Here is a 16,510-nt window from a genome sequence, read left to right as displayed (position 1 = left end):
CCTAATAATTAAAATTTGTAATTAAGACCTAACGAGTAGTTTGCACCAAACGATTGATAAGACCTAATTTGTCGAGAGTCAGTCGCTTCAGCTTGTAATGTATCTTCATCGGTCAAGTTTTGCGCTTGTAATGTAATACGCAATCCTTCAAGTGATTCAATACCTGACTCTTTAAAGTCGTAACTAATTTGGGCATCCCAAATCTCTGAGCCTAAATCTTCAGTTTCATCAAGCGCAAGGCTCAAACCTCGAGTTTCAGTTAAAAATTCATCGCGTTTAGTGCCAGCAATTCGGAATTCAAAACCTTTGTATTCATAATATGCTGTCAATGAATAGCTTTCTTCAGAAAGACCAGGAATACGACCACCGTCCTCTAATTCTCCATCAATGAAGGTTGCACTAACGGCAATACCGAAGCCTTCTAACTTTTCGTGAACTAAGCGAAATGGCACACTTGCTTGAAATTCATAACCGCGTACAAAACCTTGTAAACCGTCTTCAGTTGAATCAACAAAACCTAAAAAGCTTGCTGGTGCCTGACCCGTTGACCCTTGATGATACTCAGGAATGTAGACATCTGAAAAATCTGTTAATGCCTGACCACTTCGATGCCAATTTTTTAGATCTTTATAGAAAAATGTAGAGGCAAAGTAACCATCTTCTGTAAAGTAATTCTCGTAAGATATATCAAATTGATTTGCTTCTAATGGTTTAAGTGTTGGATTTCCGCTACTTCCTGACCATGCTCCATTTTCAGGATCCGTGCTATTAATATTGTTATCGTTGAATGAGAAAGTTGCTCTATTATTAGGACGCATATCATCCATACGAGGACGACTTAATACTTTACCCATTGCTGTACGAATAAATTGGTTTTCAGCAATTTCAAAGCTTAAATTTAAAGTGGGTAGAATGTCAGTATATGAATCTCCACCACTTACCGGTGTAGCATCAACAAAACCAGTGGCATTATCAACAACCGAGAAACCTGTTGATTTTTGGTCAATATTAACGACTTGCAAGCCAATATTACCACTCATGAACACATCACCAATTTCAGCTTCTAAATTTAGTTTTACATAAGCAGATAATTGTTCTTCATTAATAGTGTAAGTATCACCTAAACGATCAGTTTGCACTAACGAAGCAGCAGTTTCAGTGTAGTAGCCACTCTTATATAAACCAATACTATCGTAAGCTAAAACGCCGTTAATACCGATAAAGCCTAAATCAGCGACACCTAATACATTAGGGATTGGACCATCATTTGGATATTCAGGTGAAGTTAAATAATCGCCTTCATTGATTTTTTCTTTGGTGCGGTCTGAATAAAGTACACCAGCTTCAATACCTGAAATGATACCGTATTCTAGTAGGCCATTAACTTGTAAACGAACACTGTCTAAATCTTCTTCAAACTCTGGACGATTAATAAAGCCATCTTGTGCGTCACTACCAATGATAGGAGCACCCCAAGCTTGAGGACCTGCTAAACGCATAAGGTTTTCATCAGTATAATCAACACCCGCTAGTGTTGGATGATCACTATACATAACGCCTGTTGAAGTCATTTCCCAAGAGCGTGCAGCACCAGGTCGACCATCAATGCCAGCACGTCCAACACCAGAGTAGCTCTCTACATCAATAATTGATTTTTCAACAGAGCCTGTTGAAATATCTAGTTCAGCAGTCCAGTTTTCACTCAAAACGTACTCAACATTTAAACCAAATGTAGTTAGTTTAGAATCTTGAGTACGGGCATCATTTCGAACAACCGATTGAAAGCCATCCCAGTAGCCAGAAGTAACTAAACCATCTTCTACATTAGTTTCTGTATAGTTTACGCCACCCCAAACTGGGCCACCTTCTTCAAGGCCTCGGCGAACATCATTTTCACTAAAATCTATATATAAAGCGTCGAATTGAATTTTTAATGCATCTGTTGGTTCATATTCGATAATGGCAGCAATTGAATCACGCTCTAAAAGTGCTGAACGAACAAATGAGTCGTGACCACCTAATATTTTATTGCCTTCAGGTGTATCTGCATAACCCCATGCGCGGAAGTTTTCTTCTTGGCGTGGTGTTTCTAAAGAAGATAAGACTAAAGCAACGCCTAAGGTATCATCCATAAACTTATCAACAAAGTTGAATGAAAAACGGTGTCCGTCATTGTCATAATCTGGGTTTGCTGAATCTTTTTCATTCTGTTCAAAATTGACATTGAATGCCATGACAGAATCTGAATTAAGTGGACTCACTGTCTGTAAATCAACCGTACCACCAATGCCTTGTGACACTAATCCTGCTTCAGGAGTTTTATAAACAACAACATTAGATATGATTTCAGTTGGGTATAAATCATATTCTACACCGCGGTTGTCACCCATACCGAGTAATTCACGGCCATTAAGTGAAGTACCGACATAGTTTTCATTAAAACCACGAACAGATAAGCCACTAGTACGGCCATTTCTTCTTTCCCCTGTTACACCAGGAAGTCGTGCTAATGATTCAGCAATACTTGTATCAGGTAATTTACCAATATCTTCCGCCGATAAAACTTCAACGATAGAGCTTGAACTCATTTTAATTGCTTGAGCTCTTTGTAAGCTTCCACGTATGCCTGTAACTGTGATTGTTTCTACTTCTTTTTCTTTCGCTGTTTCAACTGCTACTTCTTCAGCAAGCAGTGGCATACTTAGTGCCATGAAACCGCTTGATAACAATGCCAAAGTTACTCGGCTTGGTTTAAAATTTAACACTGGTGAACTCCCCTATACATCCATGCTTTAATTATTATTCAGCGATCCGGCGCTGATGTCGTTAATTAGTATTTGTCTCTGCATATTTTTGCAGACGATCCTAATATAAAGCGGACGCTTGATGATGAATACACTTTACATACGTATTCATCAAGCACTCAAGGTAGTAAAAATAAGAAAGTATTTTGTTATCCTGCTGTTAATAAGTAACTCACCAAATTGTTTACATCAAAGTGGGTAACGTCTCTTAAAATATTACCCATAACGAAAACCAGACAAACTCAAATAAAGTCCTTGTAATACAATAGTTAAGTTACATTAACACAAACCATTTTTAGTTTTACCCGATCCATGAGCTGGCAACTTGTCTCAATGCTATTAATTTCCATAGGCATCCGTTTGAATGTCCTCTGAACAAGCTTGAATACGTATGCAAACATCTGCAGATTTAGCCAATACAAACCGATACAAAGCCTAGGTGGTAATAAAAAAAACGCCCTAGCAAGCTAGGGCGTTTAAATTTTATTTGTTAGCTGTAGTATTTATTTTCATTGTTAGCGATTACTTGAACAATGATAAAAATAAAATAGCGACTAATATTACCGGTTTAAATACCGTTAGCCGCGAGCTTAAATAAGGGCTTTATTTTTTCGTGACCGTTACCGTCGGTGCATTCGGGTTAGGCCCTGTGACCGTAAATACATAGGTTGCTACTTCATCGACAAAAAATGATAAATTATCATTTGATCCCGCTGACAATGTTAAAGATTGATCAAGGTTAACAACCCCTCCATCAGATCCTGCGCCTAAGTTAAAGGTTGACCAATCGGCTGATGCTACTTTAAAACCATAGCTAGCAGCCGCTAATTCAACCTCAACCGAATAGCTTGCATTACCTTGATAAGTTAATGTGTCGACTTCACCCCAACCATTCATATCACCACGAATATATACGCTAGTGTCACCAAACATCTCTGATTTATACACAGAAAGCGTTGGTGCATCCAAATTTGAGGCATCAAAGGTGAATGTGTATTCTTGAGTGTCTGGGAAAGTTATCGTTAAATTATCGTTACTGCTAGGTAATAATAATTGTTCTTCTGTTATAAGCACTTCAGTATCATTCGCTGGTGCGCCCATATTAACTGTCGACCAATCTGCTGAGGCAACTTTGAAACTATAAGTGTCAGCCTCGACAATAAATGTCGCAGAATACTTACCACCACCAACATAGGTGAAAGGGTTTGACTCATTCCAGCCATTCATGTCACCACGAATATACACAGTTGTACCGACAAAAGGCTCTTCATTCTTAACCGTTAATATCGGCGCATCGATATTTGAGGCATCAAGGGTGAAGATATACGTAGAGTCTGCACTAATTGATATCGCTAGGTTGTCGCCACCTGAGGTTAAAGTAAAATCTACCCCCTCTTCCACAATATTACCGGTATTGGGTGCACCAAAATTAGCGGTCGACCAATCACCTGAGGCAACTTTAAACTCATAATCGTTTGCCGTTAGTTTAATCGACGTTTGATATACACCTTCACCAAGATAAATAAAGGAGTCAACTTCGCCCCAACCATTCATTCCACCGCGCACATAAACTGTAGTGTCACCAAAAGGTACAACATCAGGTGCACCTGCCGTAGCAATTGCTGATAAACCTGTGCCTTGTTGTTCGCCTTGTATTTTAACAAATACCGCCGTTGTTAATGCCGGCACAGTGAAAGTGCCCTCTCCTTCGCCTTGGTTAAAACTAGCACTGGCAACTGTGCTATCAACTGAAACTAATTGCGCACCATGCAAGCTAAAGCCTTCAGCAGTAGACACAGTATGCGACAATGCTGTATTTGAACCGTTTACCACCACCACTATTGCATCGTTAGCAGGGTCCAAATCATCAAAACCAATACCATCATCAATGCTCATAACAATAAGTCCTTGAGTTTGGTTTTTGCCAATATTATGAAAACCGACACGGTTAACTATATCTGCACTGGTAGTTAGCTTAAATAACGGGCTTGATGTACGAATGTTCAAAAACTCATTAAAGACATTTGAAGCGAACGATATTTCATTCATGCCAACATTACTGTCAGCGTTGAGCCCAAAGCGCAATAAATCTTCGTCGCTACGTCCACCTTTATCGAGTGGTAAGCCTTTATTCCAGTTGTTGGTATTGTAAGTAAAATCAACAAAATTATACCAATCGCCAGCATCATAAGTATTACGGTCTAATGATTTAGAGCGTAAAAAGTCGCCGCCCATTTGTAAAAATGGAATGCCTTGTGAAAGTAAGACAATGGATTGAGAAACATTTTGTGCTCTGACTCTATCTTGCATGCCCATGGTAGGTGTAAGGGTAAACTGTAATTGATCCCATAAGCTTTCGTTATCATGCTTTGAGATATAATTGATAACATCTGCAGGGTCTTTAGCGTACATATTCGGTGAAAATGCACTACCTAAAACACTAGTTCCACTGGCGCTTTTTAAAACATAGTCCGCAAGTGAACCTGCTAGCCCAAGTTTAATAATATCTTGTTGCTTAAATACATCAGTATCTTCACTGTTATTACTGAAAAATTTACCACCTCTTATGCCATCACGCAGACGATCATTAAAGGTGCCGATTTCAGTACCTGCCATATTAAACTGATTGGCTTGCTCAAAACCGCGGTCATCACGTGTCCAACCTTCACCATAAAAGTGCGTGTCACTATCAATTGCTTGAATAGCATCTCGGGCAGCTAACATTTGTGTTTTACTACCATGGCTCATAATGTCAAATCTAAAACCATCGAAGTTATAATGTTGCGTCCAACTTTTCAGTGAGTCAACCATCAACTTATCCATCATGCGATGTTCAAGTGCTGTATCATTACAACAAGTGGATTGAATTACCGCGCCTGTTTCGATTTCACGACTATAATAATAACCCGGTACAACCATATCTAGAACAGAGTTACTTGATATACCTGCAGAGCTGGTATGGTTATAAACAACATCTAAAACAACACGTAAACCTAAGTCATGTAAGGCTTGGATCATAGCTCTCATTTCTATAATACGAGCTACACCATCGGCATCTGAGGCATAAATACCATCAGGTACGTTAAAGTGTTTTGGGTCATAACCCCAATTAAAACTATCTACATCACGTAATACATTGATTAAATCAGCGGCATCATTTGAATAAGTGTTATAGCTTTCAAGGACAGAAAGCAGTGTTTTATCAGCGCTTTCAACACCACATACAGGTGCTTCGGCTCTAACTGCACAAAGTTCAGCAACGGTATTGGTCAAATCGACAATCTTTGCTGGGTCTTCATCAATAGAGGCAATATCATTAGCAGGCAAGAGATGAAAATGGGTTAAACCATTATCAACCAGTTTTTGTAGATGCTGTACTGGTAGAGAGTTTGTTTCGGTAAACGCTAAATACTTACCTCTATTGGCTTCATCCGTACTTTTATCTAAAGCGCTAAAGTCTCGAATGTGTGCTTCATAAATAACCGCATCTTCATATGATTTAGTGCTGAGAACTTGTTCAGTGTCCCAGCCATCAGGCATGAGTTCACTGTCGGCTAAATTAACAAACTGAGAATAATCACCATTAGTAGACAAACCTACAGAGTAAGGGTCTGTTGTTGTTAATGTTTCTACTAGTTGGTTTTGATGATGATATACCGATAATTCAAATTGGTAGAACATACGATCTAAACTAGCATCGCCTTGATATGACCAAATGCCGGTATCAGTATCTTCACTCATTACGGCGCTAGTTAACTTACTTTTATTAGCATCATACATATTAATGCTGACACTTTGAGCCGTTGGCGCCCATAATGCGACGCTAATGCCGGTGCTGTTATAGCTAAGGCCCAAGTTGGCTTCATCGGCATCAGCATCACCTTGGGTATATAAATTATCTAATACCTTAGGGGTTTGTACATAAGTACCAGCAATAGCCTTACCTTCGCTATTGTAACCGACTAAAACTAATTGATTTTTTAATAAACCTTTCGCCGTTTCTTTACTCCAGTCGGCTGAAAACCCTGGCCACTGTGAAACTTGTGGAGCCATTGCTTTTTGTTCGTCTGACAAGACAGTTTCAGACAGAGCTACGATTGTACCGCTAACTACATCGTCGTCATTTGCAGCAATGCCAGCATTAACAGAATGATGTAATTTAACATCAGTTACTTCTTCTGGTGCATTCCAAACAAAAGTATTGCTGTCAATCCAATGTGCAGAATAACCCGATATTTTCAACGGTTGTACACCCAAGGAAACGACAGGATATTCAAAAACAGAAGCAACACCAGAGAAAGTAAAGTTCATTCGTTGATACGTGGCATCATCTTGTTTAAGTGGCATTTTAAAGTCACCACCGCCCATTTCTTTACCAGCATCATCAGTGCCTTTATGAATAATGAAATTACCACATTCAGTAAAGTCATCTATCAGATTCAAAATCCAATAGGCGCCATAAACAGGGTCAACACCGCTATGCACAAGACCACTATCCCAGCTTGAAGCTATAGAATCAGGGGCATAAGCGTCACACTCAGGCGTATTCCAATTATGCAGTTTGTATTCATCATAAGCGGCATCTGCTCGATTAAAATAAAGCACAGCTTGGTTTGCACTAGGGAAAAATATTGGTGCTGGTGCATTAGGATCAACACCCACCACACAAGATTCATTTTTTGCATCGGGTACCGTTGGCACCGGACATTGAATAGGCTCAGGTGCCACACAACTATCTCCCGTTGCATTGGGCACCAAAGGCACATCACAAGTTAATAATTGTTGTCCCGATTTAGTTGTTTCTGACCCACCACAGGCAGATAAAATGAACGATATTAAAGTTATAGCCAGCAGCTGTAACATTGAGTTTTTGTTAAACATAAAATTTACTCCATTAACTCTGTGCTTATAACGCATAAGTCAGCCCCAAAAAGAATTGACGACCAAAATACTGCAACGTGCCCGTTTGTGCTTCAAAGCCAAAGTAACTTTTGGTAGGCTCGTCGGTAACATTATTAATTTGGAATACAGCGCCAAAATTTTCATTTATTTGATATGAAGCTTGATAGTCGATAATCATTTCATCGTCGTAATTAACCGTTTGCGCTTCAACCGCCACCTGTTCGGAAACAAAAGCATCGCGATAACGCACATTGACGCGTGTTTCAAAACCTTGATACTCCCAAAAAACGGTCGTTTGAATTACATTTTCGGATAACCCTGGTAACGAAATAGGTAAATTTTGAGCGCCTAACTTAGATATTTGCTGTATTTCACTTTTTGTATGAGAATAACTAGCGGTAAAGCCTAGGCCAGACCAAAGTTCAGGTAGAAAGGAGAATATTTGCGTATAGGCAACTTCAATACCTTTGATGTATCCGCCTTTATCATCGTTAAATGCCGTTTCAAAATTACCATTTCGAATAGTTAAGGGGACACCACTTAGCGGGTCTATAAATTCATCTGGTACCACTAAACCGTTACCAGCGAAGTCATATTCGCTGATGGTTTGCGTTATAATACCGGCAGACTCAATATCTTTATAAAACACAGCAGCAACGAAAGACCCGTCGGTATCGACAAAGTACTTCTCATAAGACAAATCATATTGATTGGCGTAAAAAGGCTTTAAATGTGGGCTATTCCTGGCATTACCGCTGACCTCTGCGAATGAGCCATTTTCAGTAATTACTTTGTTGATATTGACACTACTGTTTGATGCCAAGCGATCAATATTAGGTCGACTCATTACTTTTGCTGCGGCAATACGTATTTGATCATTATCCGTTAACTTAAAATTCAAGTTCATCTGCGGTAAGTAATCAATGTAACTGTTGCTGATCACCGTCGGTAAATAGCGATTATTAACTAAGCCCACTTCATCGGTAATATTTTGCGCACCGAGTTCAATATCACCACCAACATCCTGTAAAGAAGTCGCTGATTGTTTAGTATCAACCATACGAACACCAATATTACCCGTAACCGGCAAACCACCAATCTCAGTATCAATGTTAGCCATAATGTAGACAGCAAATATATCTTCAAATACTTGACCACTTTCTTTTAGTGTCCAATCAGTATTACCTTCACCTCGACCGGCACCGTTAACAACACCACCTGCCGTGGGTCCCCAAGTTTGCACAGGTTGTGGAATTCCGTTTGGAAACCAAGCATTAAGAACTGCATCTTGATCAAGCGCTAAATAGCTTGGGAAATAAGAAAAGTCTCCTTGCCAATTAACCACAGTGGCCATATCTTCAGTAATATTTAACGGGGGTTCTAATAAATTAAAACCGCTGTCGCTACCATATTCAAAAACAGATCGGTCATTACTGTATTCTCGTTCAGAATATCTTGCGCCAACTTCAATTGAAGAGAAAACATCATTTTCTAATTGGTATTTAAAATCAAGGCGAACAGCGCTTACCTCATCTTTATTTATATAAGGGTAAATGCCATATTTTGAGACCATTACTCGGTTCAAATCAGTAAAAGCATCTGCTTGATTCAATCCAACATCAGGTAAATTTAAACCATTAAGCAAGTAGTTTATCGATACATTGTTATCAAAGTTAGGTGAGTCAGCATTTGCATCTTCAGCCACTAACGCCCAAATCAAACCATTTCTAAATTCACTTGTAGCGGAAGAATAAGAAAGGTCAACATTCATGTTGAGCCTTTCCGTAATATCCCAATCTGCATTTAAGCCTAGGCTTTTTACTTCATCGTAATCAGTATTATCATCATTAACGATTTCTATGCGCGTTGAGCTATTTGACGTTCGATTAAAACTCCCGCCAATAACGGCATTGTTCTCTATAATAGGATTACTAATGACGGCTTGATCGCCTTCGAGTTTAACGCGATAACCTCGAGCAAATTCTTCAGAGTCAAATTTAGAATAAAAACCATCAAATTTTAAATTAAAATTATCCGTTGGTTGCCACTCTAGAGTCGCAACGAAACCATCACGGGTTTCTTCACCACCTTTATGTTGTAATTCAAAACCTTCACCAATGTACTCACACTCAGGGCAATCTTCTGGACCGCCAGAATCATTTTCAATGTTATCAACATCTTTAGATTTGCTATACGCTAATCCGACAAATTGAGTGGTGGCACTCGGTTGGAATAAGCGTGCATAACCTAATGCAACGCCTACACTATCATCGAAAAACTTACCTTGATAAGAAACACTAAAACGATGACCGCTTGACGCGGCATCAGGGATATCACCGGCTAAATCATTGAACATCCCGCGGGCATTAACGGTAAAGGCATGTGTTTTTTCATTTTTTAATGGACTCGCGGTTTTTAATTCAACGGTACCAGCAACCCCGCCTTCAATAAGTGTGACTTTCGGTGATTTATAAACCGCAGCATTAGAAATAAGTTCTGAGGGGTATTGGTCAAACTCAACACTACGTTGTCCACTCGTTGAGACCTGTTCGCGACCATTAAGTGTGGTGGAAATAAAACCACCCGACATACCTCTAATGTTAATCTCGGCCGCTTGCCCACCAGTTCTCACCGCAGAAATACCGGGTAAGCGAGTTAATGCATCTGCCATAGACACATCAGGTAAACCGCCTAAATCATCGGCGGTTAGTTGTTCTGAAACCGTATCAGCAAAGCGTTTTTGATTAATCGACTCGATAAGTGAACGCCGAAAACCTGTCACTTCTATCACTTCAATTTCGTTATCTGCTGTGATTCTTTCTGTGATTATAATTTCTTTTTCATCATCAACTTGTTGAGCAAATGCAGCCCCAGTTAACGTTAATAATCCACAAGAAATAGCCAATGCGAGCTTGTTAGGCTTGGATTTAAACATACTAGACATTCCCCTATATTAATCTTGAGTTTTTATTTTTGTTATTAGTTATTTGTTTATTAATTCATCGTCATTAAATTCTTAACAACTTTAATATAGAGAGCTTATTAATCTATGCACAGACTGTGCATACGTATTCAAAAATATCACTAAATGGGTATTAGTTTGAAAAACAACAGGCACTTTCTTAGTGCAATTTGCCTTGGTCCTTAGTTAAATTGGGCAATGAAATAATTATTTCATTCGTTTATTCATCAATCCTGACGATATATACACTTATGATTAATCACTGAATACGTATGCACAGATCTATTTCATAGTCACTAAAACCGGATCTTATAAATAATGTTCTCTATGTTTATTTAACTTACTTACCTCTGTGAGCATTTAATAAATCAACTTAACGCATTTATTCTTTGAACAAGTTTCAAACAAAATTTAACAACCTTTATTTGTCCTTATGCCTTTAGGTAAAATTAATTAACCACAACAACAAGTAGCTTGATAGAATATCGGCATATATGTGGTTAATTAATAAAGAGCCACTTAACATTATTAAACATTAGCAATATTAAGGGTTACGCTTTGCATCATTTAGTTTGGGACTTAGATCCTGTTTTTTTCTCGATTGGGCCATTAACTGTACATTGGTATGGCGTGTTATTCGCCACAGCTATTTTATCTGGCTTGCAAGTAATGAAGTGGATTTTTCAAAGCGAAAAGCAAGATTTGGCCGCATTAGATAATTTGTTGGTTTACATAGTGATAGGCGTAATTGTGGGTGCTCGCTTAGGACACTGTTTCTTTTATGAACCGGGTTATTACTTTGCTAATCCGCTGAAAATATTAGCCATTTGGGAAGGCGGACTAGCAAGCCACGGCGGTGGATTAGGCGCTATTATCGCAGCAGGTATTTATAGTAAAAAGTATCAAATGAACTTTCTTTGGTTACTCGACAGACTTGCCATTTGTACCGCTTTATTTGGTTTTTTCGTTCGAAGTGCAAACTTTGTCAACTCAGAGATTTTAGGCACACCAAGTAATGTACCTTGGGCTGTAATTTTCGCCCGTATCGATAACGTTGCCCGACACCCTTCTCAACTCTACGAAGCTTTTGCTTATTTAAGTATATTTTTTGTTTTGATGTTTATTTATAAGATTAAAAAAGCACAAACACCAAAAGGTTCTATTTTAGGTATTTTCTTAATTTTAATTTTTACCGCACGCTTTCTTATTGAAATGTTGAAAGAAAAACAAGCATCTTATACCGCTGACATTGCGTTAACTGCAGGACAAATGTTGAGTATTCCATTTTTTATCGCGGGTATATTGTTAGTTATTTGGTCAGTTAAAAACAACAACAAAACTAATTAAGATTAAACATTAAGGTTATGGTTAACATTTTATGAGTAAAAAATATTACGTAGTATGGAAAGGCGCTAAAACTGGCGTATTTGAGCAATGGAATGATGTTAAAAACCACACTCAAGGACGTGCAGATGCACAATATATGGGTTTTCCATCAAAGGCAGAAGCTGAAGCTGCTTTTCAATCAACTTACACTAAAGCATTGACCAAGCGCTCAATGAGCAAAGGAAGCACCACTAAGCCAACAGCTTCCGCCGCTTATGTTAAAGCTGAGAGCCCTGTATCAGCTAAAGTTTCCGACATTAATATATACTGCGACGGTGCATGCTCGCCTAATCCAGGCAAGTCTGGCACGGGCATGGCAGTTTATCATCAGCAAAAGCTAGTAGAACTTTGGTATGGTTTATACGAGCCTATGGGCACCAATAATACTGCAGAGCTTAATGGCATGCTTGCAGCTTTTAAATATGCTCAAGGTCATATTGCACAAGGTAAAACAGTACAAGTGCTGTCTGACTCTAAGTATTCAATTGATTGCATTACTAAATGGGCAAAAGGATGGCAAGCTAAAGGCTGGACACGTGGTAAAGGTGAAGAGATTAAAAACCTTGAGGTTATTAAGCAATGTTTTACCCTTTACCAAGCACTAAAAAGTAATTTAATTATTAGTCATGTTAAAGGCCACTCAAATAATGAAGGGAATGAACTTTCAGATAGAATGGCAGTGTTAGCCAGAGTAAAGTGCACTAAAGGTTTTGTGCAATATCAAGAAACGCTAGATATTAAAACTATATTAGCTATGACGACTGGTTAGTTTTTTAACAACCTGCTACACATAAAATAATTAAAGGTAGTTAATTCTACTTTTAATTATTTTTCGTAAATCAAAGCTCAATTATCATATAACGTTAATTTTTGGTAAGACCATCCCTCCACATGGCTAACGCGATTTATTCTCTACCAATTATTTAAAAACACTTATTTAAAACATTTATTTAAAACAAAGCTTTAAAGCACGCTTAAAAAGTAGTTTTACCTGTGCAGAGCTTAAAATACCTTGCCTAGTGACCAATATATCAGTATTCTACGCGGCCTTTTTATCACTGGAGTTCACATGATTGGATTTGATTACGGCACCTCAAATTGCGCTGTCGGCGTTATGGAAAACAACAGCCCAAAACTGTTGTCTTTAGGTGATCATGGTCGTTATATTTCGTCAAGCTTGTATGCACCAAGTCGCGACGTTATTGTTAACTTGTTGCACAAAAATCTTTCAGAATCTGAGCAATTAAATTTTCAACTACAACGAAAGAATCAATTACAAAAGGGTAAAAATTCAATTCGTGAGTTAACTCTTGACGGTTACCCTACCGATCTGTCGTTCGGTCAACAAGCATTAAACAATTATCTGCAAGAGCCTGACGAAGGCTATTACATAAAATCACCTAAATCGTTTCTCGGTGCCAGCGGCTTACTACCCCAACAAATCGAATTATTTGAAGATATCGTTGCTGCAATGATGAGTAACGTAAAAAGTCTGACTGAAACTGCATTAGGCAGAAGTGTAAGTCAAACCGTTATCGGCCGCCCGATTAATTTTCAAGGTTTACGTGGTGAAGAGAGTAACCAACAAGCCATAAAAATTCTAACAAATGCGGCTAAGCGAGTTGGCTTTAAAGATGTTGAATTTCAATTTGAACCTGTAGCTGCTGGTTTTGAATATGAAGCAAGCCTAACGAGCGAAACGAAAGTTTTAGTGGTCGATATTGGTGGTGGAACTACTGATTGCTCTATGCTTTTAATGGGACCTAAACAAGCATTATTAACAGATAGAGCCCGCGACCTGCTAAGCCACAGCGGCGAACGTGTTGGCGGTAATGATTTCGACATTGCTTTTGCGCTTAAGGGGATTATGCCTAGCTTTGGTTTAAATAGTTTACTTAAATCCGGAAAACCGATGCCAAGCAATAGTTACTGGCAAGCAATGGCAATTAACAACATTAACCATCAAACTGAGTTCTACAGTGCCGCTAACACTCGCTTTTTAGAGCAGCTTATACGTGATTCAGAAAACCCAGAACTATTAACGCGTTTATTGACCGTTCAGCAACAAAAGTTGAGTTACCGTGTGGTCAATGCTGCTGAGCAAAGTAAGATTGGCTTAACTGAAACAAGTGAGCAAAAGATAGATTTATCTGATATCGACAATGGACTCAATATTAAGCTGAACAATGAGGATTTTGAAGTAGCATGTAAACGTGAACTAAATGCTATTGCGGTACTAATGACAGACGCTATTACGCAGGCAAATTGCCAGCCAGATGTGGTTTTTGTCACCGGCGGTAGTGCTAAATCACCAGTGCTAAATACATTTTTACAAAAGCAATTTCAAGATATACCGATTGTAATTGGTGATCATTTTGGTAGTGTTACCGCTGGTTTAACCCGTTGGGCAAAAACGATATACGCATAACATTACTAGGTAGTTGCTCAGTAAATTAAGAGATAAACGATTGAGATAAATATCATTTTATACCATCAAGCAATGCGATTAAGCTGATGGGATAAAATGAAGCTTTAAACACAAAGACAAGAAACTATCGAGAATAAAGCACCACGAATTAATATCAATATAATTAGTGGTCTCATAATATACTTCAGCTTAAAGAAATTGCTTAAAGAACTCACCTAAAGATGAACTTACAAAGCTCAAAGCCTAGGCTGAGGTTAATAGCACATAAGCTAACTTAAACTTCTACGACCCTATTCCTACCCAAGTCTTTTGCCTTATAAAGCGCATTATCTAATTTTTGATATAACATTTCAAAACTCGATGTAGAGTTTTCAACATAAGTTATTGAGAAGCTAGCCGTAACAGTGAGTTTCTCGCCATTATCTAAAAGCATAGCATTACCTTCGAAACTACTTCGAATTCGCTCGACAATAACTTGTGCAGAAATTTTTTCTAAATCTTTTAAGCAAACTATAAATTCTTCGCCTCCAACTCTACCAAAGAGGTCTTGCTGCCTGATATTCATTTTAGTTAATTTAACAATATGTCTCAGTGCTTTATCACCACAAATATGCGAATACTTATCATTGATTGATTTAAATTCATCTAAATCAAATAGAATAATAGCGTGAACATCATCATTTTGGGTTTGTTTGAGATTGTTTATTTGTTCGAATATTGCACGTCTATTGAAAATACGTGTTAACTCGTCGGTTTCTGATAATATTGTTTGTTTATTTTTTAGATGCCAAACAAATAAGCAGATAGCGAGCAAAACAAATATTAATATGCCGGATAGTACTAAGGTAATTTTTGATTTCTCTAATTTTTCAGAAACTAAACTAAGCTCCAGTGCAACCATATCTTGTTGTAATTCTGCAAAACCTAAAATAGAAACAGAGTCTTGCTGACTAATTAAAGATTTCTGATTAATATCAATATAAGTTTCGAAGTATTTTTGCGCTAAGATAGCTTGGTTTTGAGAAATATAATATTTAATTAAAAACTCATAAAGGTAACGTCGATTTGTATCCTTGGTTTGTTCAATTAATAAGTCTTTATTGGCGATAGATTCATTGATGCATTCGACCCTATTATTTTCCAAACAAGCGATAGCTTTGAAAAGAATCATTTTATTATTTTTATGCAGTGCTTCAGTACTGTTTTGATACGGTTCGAACTCTTCAATAAGTGCTAACATTACATCGAATTTTTTTTCTATATAAGCAAACTTAATTTTTAAAGTAAGTAATAAAACCTTGTAATCTTGTGTGTCTATAAATTGTTTTTGTCCTGCTTCAAATTTCCTAAAGTACTGCTTACTTTCTTCAAACTCTCCTGCATCTATTAACTCAGTAGCGATAGCATAATAAGTCCAATGTATGTCGAATTTGTCATTTATGAAGGAAAGTTGTTTTTTAAACGTGTTAGCTGCCAAAGTATACTGACCAATATATGAATATAAACGAGCTATATTTAAATAGACATTACTTATAAATAGGTTATCGCCTTTATTTGATTCCAGTAGCCTATAAAACACTCTAATCTTTTCTACAGATGTTAATTCAGAGCAGTATTGAAGTTCAACCATATCTAAGTATTTCAAAAAAATTTTAGACGCACTGCTTGTAGCTAGCTTATTTTCATAGAAAAAATCGCAAGATTTTTTTTGAGAATACTTAAAATAAAATGCGGTCAAATCATATATAGCAATACTTAAAATATCTGAATTCACTTCATCGGAAGGTAAATTTGTAATTTTTTTTAACTGCCTTAAATAGTCTTCGCTAAAACCAAATTCACAAAAAATAGCTTTAGATTTTTGCCAGAGTAGTTTCGAGCGTGCTTGATTAGATAAATTTGGTGAGTTAGCTAAGAAAGATTCAACTTTATCACTTAGTACACTATCCACAGGACATACATAATTATGAGATGGTTGAATGCTATTTAATGTAATGCTCAAATCATTGGCAAAAGCAGAGTTAATAG

General features: G+C 37.7%; 7 protein-coding genes. 3 read left to right on the top strand and 4 right to left on the bottom strand.

Annotated elements, in window-relative coordinates; all coding sequences use genetic code 11:
* Nucleotides 1-8: 8 nt before the first annotated feature.
* From H4J50_RS10355 to H4J50_RS10345, 3 genes are all read right to left on the bottom strand, one after another.
* Nucleotides 9-2,765, bottom strand: coding sequence for a TonB-dependent receptor (locus H4J50_RS10355; protein WP_182256211.1), 2,757 nt, complete (start codon nucleotides 2,763-2,765; stop codon nucleotides 9-11).
* Between the two features lie 642 nt (nucleotides 2,766-3,407).
* Entirely contained in the window at nucleotides 3,408-7,685 is a 4,278-nt protein-coding gene (pulA, locus tag H4J50_RS10350) for a pullulanase-type alpha-1,6-glucosidase (protein WP_182256209.1), read from the bottom strand.
* 25 nt (nucleotides 7,686-7,710) lie between these two features.
* Nucleotides 7,711-10,641 (bottom strand): TonB-dependent receptor, encoded by a 2,931-nt coding sequence (locus H4J50_RS10345; RefSeq protein ID WP_182256207.1) that lies wholly within the window; start codon nucleotides 10,639-10,641, stop codon nucleotides 7,711-7,713.
* Nucleotides 10,642-11,226: 585 nt separating this feature from the next.
* Here H4J50_RS10345 and lgt point away from each other — a divergent pair.
* The 3 genes from lgt (at nucleotide 11,227) to yegD (ending at nucleotide 14,482) form a co-directional block, all read left to right on the top strand.
* Nucleotides 11,227-12,015 carry a prolipoprotein diacylglyceryl transferase gene (lgt, locus tag H4J50_RS10340; protein WP_108456486.1) on the top strand — a complete coding sequence of 263 codons (789 nt, stop codon included), beginning with the start codon at nucleotides 11,227-11,229 and terminating at the stop codon, nucleotides 12,013-12,015.
* Between the two features lie 31 nt (nucleotides 12,016-12,046).
* Nucleotides 12,047-12,823 (top strand): ribonuclease H family protein, encoded by a 777-nt coding sequence (locus H4J50_RS10335; protein ID WP_182256205.1) that lies wholly within the window; start codon nucleotides 12,047-12,049, stop codon nucleotides 12,821-12,823.
* Nucleotides 12,824-13,123: 300 nt separating this feature from the next.
* Complete coding sequence (gene yegD / locus H4J50_RS10330; protein ID WP_182256204.1) at nucleotides 13,124-14,482, top strand: molecular chaperone; 1,359 nt, start codon at nucleotides 13,124-13,126, stop codon at nucleotides 14,480-14,482.
* 274 nt (nucleotides 14,483-14,756) lie between these two features.
* On the opposite strand, the gene H4J50_RS10325 is transcribed toward yegD, so the two are convergent.
* Nucleotides 14,757-16,510: GGDEF domain-containing protein (locus H4J50_RS10325; RefSeq protein ID WP_182256202.1), on the bottom strand; the 1,754-nt coding region annotated here is incomplete at its 5' end.

This window comes from Colwellia sp. 6M3 (assembly GCF_014077595.1).
Taxonomy (GTDB): domain Bacteria; phylum Pseudomonadota; class Gammaproteobacteria; order Enterobacterales; family Alteromonadaceae; genus Cognaticolwellia.
This window is presented reverse-complemented; position numbering and strand designations above follow the sequence as displayed.

What these genes read in the sequence shown, in the direction of transcription:
- H4J50_RS10345 (WP_182256207.1), bottom strand. Translation starts at nt 10,641, where the DNA reads ATGTTTAAATCCAAGCCTAACAAGCTCGCATTGGCTATTTCTTGTGGA.
- yegD (WP_182256204.1), top strand. Translation starts at nt 13,124, where the DNA reads ATGATTGGATTTGATTACGGCACCTCAAATTGCGCTGTCGGCGTTATG.
- H4J50_RS10335 (WP_182256205.1), top strand. Translation starts at nt 12,047, where the DNA reads ATGAGTAAAAAATATTACGTAGTATGGAAAGGCGCTAAAACTGGCGTA.
- pulA (WP_182256209.1), bottom strand. Translation starts at nt 7,685, where the DNA reads ATGTTTAACAAAAACTCAATGTTACAGCTGCTGGCTATAACTTTAATA.